Below are 11,537 nucleotides of genomic sequence, written 5' to 3'. Positions count from 1 at the left end.
GACCGCAGCCGCGCAAGCCCCGCGCGATAGGCCAGCACCAGCCCCGCCAGCCCGCCCGCGACCAGCCAGCCGCGCGCCGAGCCGCCGAAGGCTGCCCCCCAGCCCGCCATATGGGCCATCTCGATCACCGTCCAGACCGCGGCAAGCGCCGCCAGCAGCCAGCGGCGCGGCAGGCCGAAGATCCATCCGGCCAACGCGACGCCGACCAGCAGCCAGAACCCAAGCACCGTCAGGCCCCGGTCGAACCAAAGCCACCCGCCGCCCGCGCGGTGGCCCGGCTGAAGCCGTCAACCACGGTAAAGGCAGGGCGCAGGACGGGGACGAAGATCATCTGCGCGATCCGTTCTCCGGGCTGGATGGTGATCGGGTCGCATCCTGCCGGGTTGCGGTTCCAGGTGCTGATCAGGATCTCGCCCGTGTAGTCGGGGTCGATCAGGCCGGTCGAATTGCCCAGCACCAGCCCGCGCTTGTGCCCCTGCCCGGACCGGGGAAGCACCAGCCCCGCGAAGGAGAAATCGTCGAAGGACAGGGCGATCCCGGCGCTGATCAGCATGGCCGGGGCCTGCGCGGCGATGTTCAGGGGCGCGTCGATGCAGGCGAACAGGTCGATCGCCGCCGATCCCGCCGTCTGGTAATCGGGCAGGCCCCACTCATGAATCCGCGGGTCGAGTATCCTGACTTCCATGCCGTCCGTCCTTGCTGTCCTTGGACAGCCTTAGCGGAAGCGGCTCAGACCTGCCAGCGAGGCCTGCGCTTCTCGAAGAAGGCGGCGATGCCCTCCGGTGCCTCGTCGCCTTCCCAGACGGCGACCAGCCGGTCGATGCTGTCGGCGATGACGGCTTCATCAATGCGCGGGCCAAGCGCGCGGCATTGCGCCTTGGCGGCGGCGACCGCGCCGGGGGCAGCCAGCAGGAAAGGCGCGACTTCTGCTTCAACCGCCGCGTCCAGGTCGGCGGGCGCAACCGAGCGGGCGGCAAGGCTCAGCGTCACCGCCTCGGCCGCGTCGAACAGGCGGGCCGAGAAGAACACGCGCCGGGCCTTGTCCTCGCCCATGCGCGCCAGGACATAGGGGCCGATGGTGGCGGGGATCAGACCCAGCTTCACCTCGGTCAGGCCGAAGCGGGCGGTGTCGGCCGCAATGGCGATGTCGGCCACGGCCATCATGCCAACGCCGCCGCCGAAGGCGTTGCCGTGAACGCGCGCGATCAGCGGCTTGGGCAACAGGTTCAGCGCCGACAGCATTCCGGCCAGCGTCCGCGCACCTTGGCGCCGGGTTTCGGCATCGGCATCCATCTGCGCGCGCATCCACGCAAGGTCCCCGCCCGCGCAAAAACTCGCCCCCTCGCCCGCCAGAACCACCACCCGCACGGCAGGATCGGCGCCAAGCTGGGCAGCGGCCTGGGTCAGTTCCTCCAGCATCCGCTGGGACAAGGCGTTGTGCTTGTCGGGGCGGGCAAGCCACAGTGTCGCGACGCCGCGCGGGTCGGTGTCGATGCGGATCGTCTCAGGCATGGGCGTCTCCCCTCAGGCTGCGCGCGAAGGCGGCCGCTTTCTCGATGATCGCCATGTCGAGGCCATGCGCGAAACCCCGCGCCGCCAGATGCGCGGCGACCTTTTCCGTGGCGACGTTCCCCGCCGCGCCGGGCGCATAGGGGCAGCCGCCAAGCCCGCCCACGGCAGCATCGAAGACTCGCAGGCCCCGCGCCAGACTGGCGTCGATGTTGTCGAGCGCGCGGCCCGCCGTGTCGTGGTAATGCCCGGCCAGCCGGTCGGCGGGCAGTTCGTCCAGGACCGCCGCCAGCATGGCGTCGATGGTCTCGGGCCGTCCCTGGCCGATCGTGTCGCCCAGGCTGATCTCGTAACATCCCATGTCGCGCAGCGCCGCCGCGACACGGGCGACATTGGCGGGCGGCGTCGGTCCGTCGAAGGGGCAGTCCGTCACCACGCTGACATAGCCGCGCACGGGGATGCCGTCCGCCTGCGCCGCCTGCGCCACGGGGGCAAGCCGTTCCAGGCTTTCGGCGATGGTCGCGTTCAGGTTGGCGCGGCTGAAGCCTTCGGACGCGCTGGCGAAGATCGCGACCTCGCTGGCCTGCGCGGCCCTAGCACCCTCATAGCCCTTCATGTTCGGCGTCAGCACGGCATAGCTGACGCCCGGCGCGCGGGTGATGCCCGCCATGACGTCTGCCGCGTCGCCCATCTGCGGCACCCATTTCGGGCTGACGAAGCTGGTGACTTCGATCCGCCGGAAGCCCGCCTGCGACAGCAGGTCGACCAGGGCGATCTTGTCCGCCGCCGGGATCAGGCGCTTTTCGTTCTGCAGGCCGTCGCGTGGCCCCATCTCGAAGATTTCGACGAATTCAGGCATCGGGAAGCTCGTAGAAGTCGCGTTCGTAAAGCTGCGGCTCGCCTTCCTGCGGCAGCGCGCGGCGGAAGGCGGGGCGCGCGGTGCAGCGGTCGGCATAGGCTTGTAAGGCGGGCGTCAGGCGGACAAAGCGGCCTGCCGTCCAGACCGACCAGCCGACGGCGCAATCGACGCCCGAAAAGCCGCTGGCCATCAGCCAGTCCTGGCTTTCGACCGTCTGTTCCACCAGCCGCAGCGTGCGGGCCAGCCGCGCCGTTTCCAGCTTCATCACGGTCTGCGACCGTGTGGCGGGATCGCGCAGCATCAGGTGGCTTTGCGTCAGGTTCGCGATGTGCTGACCGATGGTTTCCGCGAAATGCAGCCAGTCGAGCCAGCCCAGACGTCCCTCCTCGCCCGGTGCGCGCCACAGATGCGGGCCGCGCGTTTCGCACAGGTATTCGACCATGGCGCCGGATTCGTGGATCACGCTGCCGTCGATCTGCAAGGCGGGGGCGCGGCCGACCGGGTGGATGGCCGCGTATTCGGCGGCGCGCATGTCCTTGCCGCGTAGGTCCATCACGCGAAGGGCGAAGGGCAGGTCCAGTTCATTGAGCAGCCACAGGATGCGCATCGAGCGCGACAGGGGCACGTGCCACAGGATGATCTCGCCCGCGCCGTCCTTGACCGGGCCGCCTTGGGCGGGGGGCGGGGTGTCGGTGGGGGTGGGGTCAGGCATCGGCTTCCTCCAACCGGATCAGGGGGGCACCGGCCTCGACCTGGTCGCCAGCCCGGGCCAGCACCTCGGCCACCACGCCGTCGCGGGCGGCTGTCAGGCTGTGTTCCATCTTCATGGCCTCCAGCACGCAAAGCCGGTCGCCCGCCTTCACGGTCTGTCCCGCACCGACATCGACCGACTTCACCAGCCCCGGCATGGGCGACAGCGTCAGCGCGGCCCCCGCGCCCGCATCCGCCTGCCGGTCCAGCGGGTCGAGCGGCACCAGATGCAGGCTGCCCGCGCCGAACACGCTGACGCCGCCGTCATGGGCGGTGATGCGGTGGCGGCACAGGCTGCCATCGACCCACCAGCGGTCGCCCTGCCAGCGGACCTCGTGCGGCTGGCCATCCAGCGTCACGCGCGCCGCGCCGGGGCCGAGCACCTCCAATGCGGCTTGGCCGCCCTGCCAATGGATGGTCCGCCGCAAGGGGTGCCACAGGGTCATGCCGCCCTTGACCCGCGGGTCGGCCAGACCGGCCAAACCGATCACTGCCAAGGCGCGGGCAGCGGCTTGAGGTTCGGATGCCGCCACAAGGGCGTCCAGATCACGGGCGATCAGGCCGGTATCGACCTGGCCTTCGCGGAAGCCCTGATGCCGGGTCAGGGCGATCAGGAAGTCGATATTGGTGACGGTGCCCGCGACCTCGGTATCGACAAGGGCGGCTTCCAGCTTGCTCAAGGCAATGGCGCGGGTCTTGCCCCAGGTGATGATCTTGGCAATCATCGGGTCATACCAGGGGCTGATCGTGTCGCCCTGGCGCACGCCTGTCTCGTTGCGGGCGTTGTCGGCGAACGTCAGATGCGCCAGCCGGCCGGTGGCGGGCAGGAAGCCTGCGGGCACGTCCTCGGCGTAAAGGCGCGCCTCGAAGGCATGGCCGTGGATGGAGAGATCCTGTTGCCGGGCGGGCAGCGGCTCGCCGGAGGCGACGCGAAGCTGCCATTCGACCAGATCGACGCCGGTGATCGCCTCGGTCACGGGGTGTTCGACCTGAAGGCGGGTGTTCATCTCCATGAACCAGAAGCCGTCGGGGCGCAGCCCGTCGCTGCCGTCCACGATGAACTCGATGGTGCCCGCGCCCGCATAGCCGATGGCTTCCGCCGCGCGGACAGCCGCGTCGCCCATAGCCTGCCGCATCTCGGGGGTCATGCCGGGGGCCGGGGCCTCCTCGATCACCTTCTGGTGGCGGCGTTGCAGCGAGCAGTCTCGTTCGAACAGGTGGACGGCGTTGGTGCCGTCGCCGAACACCTGGACCTCGATATGGCGGGGCTGCTGGATGTATTTCTCGATCAGGACGGCGGGATTGCCGAAAGCGGTCGCGGCCTCGCCTTGGGCGGATTGCAGGGCGACGGCGAAATCGGCCGGGCGTTCGACAAGGCGCATCCCCTTGCCGCCGCCGCCCGCCACCGCCTTGATCAGCACCGGATAGCCGATCTGATCCGCCTGTTCCTTGAGATGGACCGGATCCTGGTTCTCGCCGTGATAGCCGGGAACGACCGGCACGCCCGCCCGCGACATCAGCGCCTTGGCGGCGTCCTTCAGCCCCATCGCACGGATCGCGTCGGCCGAGGGGCCGATGAAGACCAGCCCCGCCGCTGTCACCGCATCCACGAAATCGGGGTTTTCCGACAGGAAGCCATAGCCCGGATGGATGGCCTGAGCGCCGGTTTCAAGCGCGGCACGGATGATCGCGTCGCCGCGCAGGTAGCTGTCCCTGGGGGCGGGACTGCCGATATGGACCGCCTCGTCGGCCATGGCGACGTGGCGGGCGGCGCGGTCGGCGTCCGAGAAGACGGCGATCGTGCGCACGCCCAGCTTGCGGGCGGTGTCGATGACGCGGCAGGCGATCTCGCCCCGGTTGGCGATCAGGATTTTCTGGAACATGGCGGAACCTGCGTATGGCGGGCCAAGCCGGGGGCTTCGCGCCCCCGGACCCCCGCGGGATATTTGGACCAAAGTGAAAGAGCCATGGCCAGCCCTACATGCGGAACACGCCGAAGCGCGTCGGTTGGATGGGCGCGTTCAGGCTGGCGCGCAGCGACAGGGCCAGCACGTCGCGGGTCTTGCGCGGGTCGACGATGCCGTCGTCCCACAGCCGGGCCGAGGCGTAGAGCGGGTGGGATTGGCGGTCGAACATCTCGATCGTGGGGCGCTTGAATTCGGCCTCGTCCTCGGACGACCAGGTGCCGCCGGCGCGTTCGATGCCTTCGCGCCGGACGGTGGCAAGGACGCCCGCCGCCTGCTCGCCGCCCATGACGCTGATGCGCGAGTTGGGCCAGGTCCACAGGAAGCGCGGGCTATAGGCGCGGCCCGCCATGCCGTAGTTGCCCGCGCCGAACGATCCGCCGACCAGCATCGTGATCTTGGGCACGTTGGTCGTGGCGACCGCCGTCACCATCTTGGCGCCGTGGCGGGCGATGCCCTCGTTCTCGTATTTGCGGCCGACCATGAAGCCGGTGATGTTTTGCAGGAACACCAGCGGGACCTGTCGCTGGCTGCAGAGTTCGATGAAGTGCGCGCCCTTCTGGGCCGCTTCCGAGAACAGCACGCCGTTGTTGGCAACGATGCCGACCGGGCAGCCCTCGACATGGGCGAAGCCCGTGACCAGGGTTTCCCCGAAGCGCGCCTTGAATTCGTCGAAGCGCGAGCCGTCCACGACGCGGGCGATGACCTCGCGGATGTCATAGGGGGTGCGCAGGTCGGCGGGGACGATGCCCAGGATCTCCTCGGGGTCGAGGGCGGGGGGTTCGGGGGTTTGCCAGGCCACCGTGTCGGGCATCCGGCGGTTCAGGTTGCCGATGGCGCGGCGGGCCATGGCAAGCGCATGGGCGTCATCCTCGGCCAGGTAGTCGGCCACGCCGGACAGGCGGGTGTGGACATCGCCGCCACCCAGATCCTCGGCGGTGACGACCTCGCCCGTCGCTGCACGGACCAGCGGCGGACCGGCAAGGAAGATCGTGCCCTGGTTGCGGACGATGATGGTCACGTCGGACATGGCCGGGACATAGGCGCCGCCCGCCGTGCAGCTTCCCATCACCACGGCGATCTGCGGGATGCCCTTCGCGCTCATCTGCGCCTGGTTGTAGAAGATGCGGCCGAAATGGTCGCGGTCGGGGAAGACCTCGTCCTGGTTGGGCAGGTTGGCACCGCCCGAATCCACCAGATAGACGCAAGGCAGGTTGCATTGTTCCGCGATTTCCTGAGCGCGCAGGTGCTTCTTGACCGACAGGGGGTAATAGGTGCCGCCCTTCACGGTGGCGTCGTTGGCCACGACCATCACGTCCTGGCCATGCACGCGCCCGATGCCCGCGATCACGCCCGCGCCCGGCGCGGCATCGTCATACATGCCATGCGCCGCCGTGGCGCCGATTTCAAGAAAGGGCGAGCCGGCGTCCAGCAGGTTCGCGACCCGTTCGCGCGGCGGCATCTTGCCGCGGCTTGTGTGACGCTCCATCGCCTTGGCGCCGCCCCCGGCGGCGGCGGCCAGGGCCGCGTTTCGCGCGACCTCGATCAGCGACAGATGCGCGTCGCGATTGGCACGAAAGGTATCGGACGTCGTCAGGGCGGATGATGTCAGCTTCATGGGCAGGCCTTCCCGAACGGGGCGCGGCGACTTGTCGCAGCCGAGCTTATCTTTGCAGTGGTTTGATCCAGATCATGTTTTCGGCGCGGCCGCGGGTCCATGCCGCGTCCTGTAGTCTTTGAAGGAGCTGTATGATGAAAACTCTGTGCCTTGCCGCCGCAGCCGTGATGGCTGTCGTGTCCCCGGCGGCTGCGCAGCAGGCGGGCGACCTGACCGTTGGCCTGGGTATCGCCAACGTGAACCCCAAGTCGAACAACGGCACGCTGGCCGGCGGCACCGTTCCGGTCAGCATCGGCGACAGCACCCGTCCGCAGATCACCGTCGAATACTTCATCCGCGACAATATCGGCGTCGAGCTTCTGGGCGCCCTGCCCTTCAAGCACTCGATCGAAACGGACGGAACCGAGATCGGCACCGTCAAGCACCTGCCGCCGGTCCTGTCGCTGCAGTATCACTTCGACGCCACCCCGCAGCTCAAACCCTTTGTCGGCCTGGGCGTGAACTTCACCGGCTTCTATGACGCCGAGACCAAGGGTCCGCTGGCCGGGAACGAATTGCGCGTGAAGAACAGCTGGGGCCTCGCCGCGCATCTTGGCGCAGACTACTGGATCAACGACCGCTCGGCCCTGCGTGCAGACCTGCGCTGGATCGACATCGACGCCGATGTCGAACTGAACGGCGCCGAGATCGGCGAGGTCGAGATCGACCCTGTGGTCGCGGGCATCAGCTATGTGATGAAGTTCTGATCCGACCGCGGGGCGCCCGCCATCGGTATCGTGGCGCCCCCCGGTCATTCGTGCATCGCCCGCAGTTCAAGCGCGCGCCGCGCCGTCAGGCCCATCTGGCAACCGGCCGAGGCAACGGTCCGCATCGACCCGCCGCCATAGCTGTCGTACCGGAACGCGCATTCGGCATCGCGCCAGGCGATCCAGGCCCGTTGCGCGGCACGCAGGCCGTCGGCCGCCGCCCGGTCGTCGGCATGACGATCGCGCATCTGCTTGTATTGTTCGTTCAGGATCGCATCCCATTCGGCATGTTCGGCCATCAGGCATTCGGAAATGCCGAGGGTCGTGCTGCCGCCCGGTTCCTGCTGGCATTCATTGGCCGCGGCGCCGATGCAGTCGGGATCGAGATCGCCCCTGGGCGTATCCGCCAGACAGGCCGCGACCACGCCCTTCGGCAAGGCGGGCGCGTCCTGCTGCGCCGCGGCCGGAAGCGGCAGCATCGCAGCGACAAGAAGCGTGATGGCGCCGGACCTCATGTCCGGTCCCTTCGGTAAGCCATCAGCAGGATGACCTGCCGGGCCGTTTCGTTCAGCTTGCAAAGCGGCTCGGCCGTGGCGCCGCCGGTCCCGCCGCCATTGGTCAGCCTGTCATAGGCGCATCGGGCATCGCGAAAGGCGATCCAGCTCCGCTCCATCGCGACCAGGGCCTCGGCACGGTCCGGGCCACGCTGCTCCTCGACGGCCTTGAGGTCGTCATACACTTCGTTCAGCTTGGCTTCCCAAGCCTGCCATTCGGCATCGAGGCAGTTCAACTGCCGGTCCACCGGACCGACTTCGCCATGCTCTGCCTCGGCATAGGCCAGGCAGCTTTCCTGACCGGCCCCGGCACAATCAAGCCGCGCGCCGTCCGTCGCGGCATCCGCAAGGCACTGATCGATCACCGCGGGGTCCAGGCCCGAGCTGTCTCCCGCGACGGCAGGGGGCGCCATCATCGACGTCGCGCCGGCAAGGCACATCGCAAGCGCAAGACCCTTATTCATCCCGCGGCTCCCAGGCCCGCAGCCGGAAATACTGCTGCGCCGTCAGTTGCAGGCTGCAATCGACGCCGGCCGGACCCGCGCCCGTGCCGCCGCCCCAGCGGCTGCCCTCATAGGAACAGGCCGAGTCGCGGAAGGCGATCCAGTCGCGCTGCATCTGTCTCAGCAGCGGTTCCTGCTTGGGGGCGGCCGATCCCAGTTCCGCCATCTCGGCGTCGGCGGCCCTGGCGGCCGCAAGCACCTTGGCATAGCTGTCGTTCAGCTTCCTGTCCCAGACGTCGAACTCCTCGCCCAGGCAATAGGACATGCCGACGGTGCTGTAGCCGTCAGGGCTGTCGATGCAGGGCCCCGAGGCCACCCCGACGCAGCGGGCGTAATCGGGCATCGCTTCCGTGCCGGCCTCTCCGGCGGCTTTCTCCAGGCAGGCATCGACCAGCGATGCGTCGAAAGGCGGCGATTCCGGTTCCTGGCTGAAGGCCGGTGCCGCCATCAGCGCCAAGGCCAGCAGGGATCGCATCAGACCAGGCCCAGCAGTTCGCGCCCGATCAGCATCCGGCGGATTTCGCTGGTACCGGCGCCGATCTCCATCAGCTTGGCGTCGCGGAACAGGCGGCTGACAACGCTGTCGTTCAGGAACCCCGCGCCGCCAAGCGCCTGCACCGCCTGATGCGCCTGCACCATGGCCTGCTCGCTGGCGTAAAGCACGGCGCCCGCCGCGTCCTGGCGCGTCACCTTGCCCGCATCGCAGGCCTTCGCAACCTCATAGACATAGGCGCGGGCGGTGTTCAACGCGACATACATGTCGGCGATCTTGCCCTGCATCAGCTGGAAGGACCCGATCGGTTGGCCGAACTGCCTGCGGTCGCGGACATAAGGCATCACCTCGTCCAGGCAGGCGGCCATGATGCCGGTGCCGATGCCCGACAGGACCAGCCGTTCATAATCCAGACCCGACATCAGCACGCGGACGCCCCGGCCCTCCTCGCCCAGGACATTCTCGAACGGGATCTCGCAATTCTCGAAGATCAGCTCGCCCGTGTTCGAGCCGCGCATCCCCAGCTTGTCGAAATGGGGGCTGGTGGAAAAGCCGGCCATGCCGCGTTCGACGATGAAGGCGGTGATGCCCTTGCTGCCCGCGTCCGGGTCGGTCTTGGCATAGACCACCAGCGTCTGCGCGTCGGGCGCGTTGGTGATCCAGTACTTGCTGCCGTTCAGCACATAACGGTCGTTCTTCTTTTCCGCCCGCAGCTTCATCGACACGACGTCGCTGCCCGCGCCTTCCTCGGACATGGCAAGCGCGCCGACCGCCTTGCCGCTGCACAAGTCGGGCAGATACTTCCGGCGCTGTTCGTCACTGCCGTTCAGCTTGATCTGGTTCACGCAGAGGTTCGAATGCGCGCCATAGGACAGGCTGACGCTGGCGCTGGCCCGCGCGATTTCCTCGGTCGCCACGACATGCGCCAGATAGCCCATGCCGGCGCCGCCGAACTCCTCGGGGACGGTGATGCCCAGCAGGCCCAGGTCGCCCATCTCGGTCCACAGCTCGTTCGGGAAGTCGTTGGTGCGATCAACGTCGGCGGCCATCGGCTTGACGCGATCCTGCGCCCAGCGATGCACCATGTCGCGCAGGGCGTTCACATCCTCGCCCAGATCGAACTCCATCCCCCGCGTGAACATCGGCAATCCCCTCCCATTTATTGAACGAACGTTCATTTCCGATATAGGCCGCCGTCCCCGCGCCTGTCAAGCAAGAGCCTGCGCGCTGGAGCCTGCCCGGTCAACCGCCTCGGCTTGCCGCTGCCGGACGGGCGCGGCATGGTGCGCGGCACCAGGCGGAAGGGAACGATGGTCAAGGTTCTGATCCTGCGGCACGCGCCGTCCCTGACGGGCGGCACACTGGCCGGGCGACGCGACGTGGATGCCGATTGCACGGCAGCCCGCGACTTTTCCTGGATGCGCGGCAGGATCGGCGCGGTGCAGCGCATCGTCGCCAGCCCGGCGCGGCGCTGCCTGCAGACGCTGCAGGCGCTTGGCCTTGACGCGGACGACACACGGCCTGCCCTTTGGGAACAGGATCATGGCGCGTGGGAGGGGCTGGCCTATGCCGACCTGCCCGACCTGGGCGCGATGCCGGCAGCCGATCTGGCGCTGCACCGCCCGGACGGCGGCGAAAGCTTCGAGGACATGGCCGGTCGCGTCCGCCCCGAGCTTCAGGCGATGACCCGTGACACCCTGGTCGTCGGTCACGCCGGCACGGTCCGGGCCGGCTTGTCGCTGGTGGTGGGCCATGCCGCGCTGTCCTTCCATGTGGCACCCCTGTCGCTGACCGTCCTGCACCGCCATGGCGATGCCTGGTCCGTCGAATCGGTGAACGTGACCGCGCCATGATCGCGCTGATCGCCCTGCTGCTGGATGCCGCCATCGGCTGGCCGGACCCGTTGTATCGGCGGATCGGCCATCCCGTGACATGGATGGGCGCGCTGATCGCGCGGCTGGATCGCGCGATGAACCGTGGCGGCAACCGCATCGGGCGCGGCATGGCGGCAAGCCTGATCGTCATCACCGCAGCCGTCCTGCCCGCCGCGATCCTGCAGGCATGGCTCGGCCCCTTGGCGGCGGGTGTGCTGGCCTGGCCGCTGGTAGCCGCGCGATCTCTGGACGATCACCTGCGCGCCGTCGCCCGGCCCCTGCTTGCAGACGACCTGCCAGCCGCCCGCCAGGCCACCGCGATGATCGTCGGCCGCGACGTGACCCGCGCGGACGAGCCAGCCCTGGCCCGCGCCAGCATCGAGAGCCTGTCGGAAAACGCCTCGGACGGGGTCATCGCGCCCCTGTTCTGGGCGGTGGTCCTGGGGCTGCCGGGCATCGCCGCCTACAAGGCGATCAACACGCTTGATTCGATGATCGGCCACCGCACGCCGCGCCACGACCTGTTCGGTCGCTTTGCCGCGCGCCTGGACGATGCGACGAACTGGCTTCCCGCGCGCCTGACCGCGCTGCTGATCGCGGCGACCTCGGGCGATGCGCGCCGGTCCTGGGCCGCCGCGCGGCGGGATGCCCGCGCCCATCGCTCGCC

At 68.7% G+C, this 11,537-nt stretch carries 13 protein-coding genes and 1 pseudogene; 3 read left to right on the top strand and 11 right to left on the bottom strand.

What is annotated here, in order from left to right; all coding sequences use genetic code 11:
• The 7 genes and pseudogenes from J0F76_RS18540 to J0F76_RS18510 all read right to left on the bottom strand — a co-directional run.
• Positions 1-227: pseudogene (locus tag J0F76_RS18540) on the bottom strand (molybdopterin biosynthesis protein); the annotation flags it as partial.
• A gap of 2 nt (positions 228-229) precedes the next feature.
• A complete protein-coding gene (dut, locus tag J0F76_RS18535; protein ID WP_207471766.1) occupies positions 230-685 on the bottom strand; it encodes a dUTP diphosphatase in 456 nt (151 codons plus the stop codon).
• A gap of 44 nt (positions 686-729) precedes the next feature.
• Positions 730-1,512: a crotonase/enoyl-CoA hydratase family protein gene (locus J0F76_RS18530; protein ID WP_207471764.1), complete on the bottom strand. Its 783-nt coding sequence runs from the start codon at positions 1,510-1,512 to the stop codon at positions 730-732.
• Positions 1,505-2,368, bottom strand: a complete 864-nt coding sequence (locus J0F76_RS18525) for a hydroxymethylglutaryl-CoA lyase (protein ID WP_207471763.1) — start codon at positions 2,366-2,368, stop codon at positions 1,505-1,507. The genes J0F76_RS18530 and J0F76_RS18525 overlap by 8 nt, the downstream gene beginning before the upstream one ends.
• On the bottom strand, positions 2,361-3,080 hold the full coding sequence (locus J0F76_RS18520) for a glutathione S-transferase family protein (RefSeq protein ID WP_207471762.1): 720 nt from the start codon (positions 3,078-3,080) through the stop codon (positions 2,361-2,363). The genes J0F76_RS18525 and J0F76_RS18520 overlap by 8 nt, the downstream gene beginning before the upstream one ends.
• Positions 3,073-5,001, bottom strand: coding sequence for an acetyl-CoA carboxylase biotin carboxylase subunit (locus tag J0F76_RS18515; RefSeq protein WP_207471761.1), 1,929 nt, complete (start codon positions 4,999-5,001; stop codon positions 3,073-3,075). The genes J0F76_RS18520 and J0F76_RS18515 overlap by 8 nt, the downstream gene beginning before the upstream one ends.
• 94 nt (positions 5,002-5,095) lie before the next feature.
• The gene (locus J0F76_RS18510; protein WP_207471760.1) at positions 5,096-6,700 is read right to left on the bottom strand and encodes a carboxyl transferase domain-containing protein; all 1,605 of its coding nucleotides are present in this window, start codon (positions 6,698-6,700) and stop codon (positions 5,096-5,098) included.
• A 134-nt stretch (positions 6,701-6,834) separates the two neighbouring features.
• On the opposite strand from J0F76_RS18510, the gene J0F76_RS18505 reads away from it, so the two are divergent.
• Positions 6,835-7,446, top strand: a complete 612-nt coding sequence (locus J0F76_RS18505; RefSeq protein WP_207471759.1) for an OmpW/AlkL family protein — start codon at positions 6,835-6,837, stop codon at positions 7,444-7,446.
• Positions 7,447-7,490: 44 nt separating this feature from the next.
• Here J0F76_RS18505 and J0F76_RS18500 read toward each other — a convergent pair whose 3' ends face one another.
• The 4 genes from J0F76_RS18500 to J0F76_RS18485 are packed head-to-tail and all read right to left on the bottom strand — an operon-like array spanning position 7,491 to position 10,138.
• The gene (locus J0F76_RS18500; protein ID WP_207471757.1) at positions 7,491-7,961 is read right to left on the bottom strand and encodes a lysozyme inhibitor LprI family protein; all 471 of its coding nucleotides are present in this window, start codon (positions 7,959-7,961) and stop codon (positions 7,491-7,493) included.
• The gene (locus J0F76_RS18495) at positions 7,958-8,464 is read right to left on the bottom strand and encodes a lysozyme inhibitor LprI family protein (RefSeq protein WP_207471755.1); all 507 of its coding nucleotides are present in this window, start codon (positions 8,462-8,464) and stop codon (positions 7,958-7,960) included. The genes J0F76_RS18500 and J0F76_RS18495 overlap by 4 nt, the downstream gene beginning before the upstream one ends.
• The gene (locus J0F76_RS18490) at positions 8,457-8,978 is read right to left on the bottom strand and encodes a lysozyme inhibitor LprI family protein (RefSeq protein WP_207471753.1); all 522 of its coding nucleotides are present in this window, start codon (positions 8,976-8,978) and stop codon (positions 8,457-8,459) included. Before J0F76_RS18490 ends, J0F76_RS18495 begins: the two co-directional genes overlap by 8 nt.
• Entirely contained in the window at positions 8,978-10,138 is a 1,161-nt protein-coding gene (locus J0F76_RS18485) for an isovaleryl-CoA dehydrogenase (protein ID WP_207471751.1), read from the bottom strand. The genes J0F76_RS18490 and J0F76_RS18485 overlap by 1 nt, the downstream gene beginning before the upstream one ends.
• Before the next feature lie 168 nt (positions 10,139-10,306).
• Between J0F76_RS18485 and J0F76_RS18480 the strand changes: the two genes are divergently transcribed.
• Entirely contained in the window at positions 10,307-10,849 is a 543-nt protein-coding gene (locus J0F76_RS18480) for a histidine phosphatase family protein (RefSeq protein WP_242690414.1), read from the top strand.
• Positions 10,846-11,537 (top strand): adenosylcobinamide-phosphate synthase CbiB (gene cbiB, locus J0F76_RS18475; RefSeq protein ID WP_207471749.1); only part of this gene is annotated, 692 nt, incomplete at its 3' end. The genes J0F76_RS18480 and cbiB, both read left to right, overlap by 4 nt.

Origin of the sequence: Paracoccus fontiphilus (assembly GCF_017356265.1) — a bacterium.
In the GTDB taxonomy this organism is placed as follows: domain Bacteria; phylum Pseudomonadota; class Alphaproteobacteria; order Rhodobacterales; family Rhodobacteraceae; genus Paracoccus; species Paracoccus fontiphilus.
This window is presented reverse-complemented; position numbering and strand designations above follow the sequence as displayed.

What these genes read in the sequence shown, in the direction of transcription:
- J0F76_RS18520 (WP_207471762.1), bottom strand. Translation starts at nt 3,080, where the DNA reads ATGCCTGACCCCACCCCCACCGACACCCCGCCCCCCGCCCAAGGCGGC.
- J0F76_RS18480 (WP_242690414.1), top strand. Translation starts at nt 10,307, where the DNA reads ATGGTCAAGGTTCTGATCCTGCGGCACGCGCCGTCCCTGACGGGCGGC.
- dut (WP_207471766.1), bottom strand. Translation starts at nt 685, where the DNA reads ATGGAAGTCAGGATACTCGACCCGCGGATTCATGAGTGGGGCCTGCCC.
- J0F76_RS18490 (WP_207471753.1), bottom strand. Translation starts at nt 8,978, where the DNA reads ATGCGATCCCTGCTGGCCTTGGCGCTGATGGCGGCACCGGCCTTCAGC.
- J0F76_RS18500 (WP_207471757.1), bottom strand. Translation starts at nt 7,961, where the DNA reads ATGAGGTCCGGCGCCATCACGCTTCTTGTCGCTGCGATGCTGCCGCTT.
- J0F76_RS18515 (WP_207471761.1), bottom strand. Translation starts at nt 5,001, where the DNA reads ATGTTCCAGAAAATCCTGATCGCCAACCGGGGCGAGATCGCCTGCCGC.
- J0F76_RS18485 (WP_207471751.1), bottom strand. Translation starts at nt 10,138, where the DNA reads ATGTTCACGCGGGGGATGGAGTTCGATCTGGGCGAGGATGTGAACGCC.
- J0F76_RS18495 (WP_207471755.1), bottom strand. Translation starts at nt 8,464, where the DNA reads ATGAATAAGGGTCTTGCGCTTGCGATGTGCCTTGCCGGCGCGACGTCG.
- J0F76_RS18530 (WP_207471764.1), bottom strand. Translation starts at nt 1,512, where the DNA reads ATGCCTGAGACGATCCGCATCGACACCGACCCGCGCGGCGTCGCGACA.
- J0F76_RS18525 (WP_207471763.1), bottom strand. Translation starts at nt 2,368, where the DNA reads ATGCCTGAATTCGTCGAAATCTTCGAGATGGGGCCACGCGACGGCCTG.
- J0F76_RS18510 (WP_207471760.1), bottom strand. Translation starts at nt 6,700, where the DNA reads ATGAAGCTGACATCATCCGCCCTGACGACGTCCGATACCTTTCGTGCC.
- J0F76_RS18505 (WP_207471759.1), top strand. Translation starts at nt 6,835, where the DNA reads ATGAAAACTCTGTGCCTTGCCGCCGCAGCCGTGATGGCTGTCGTGTCC.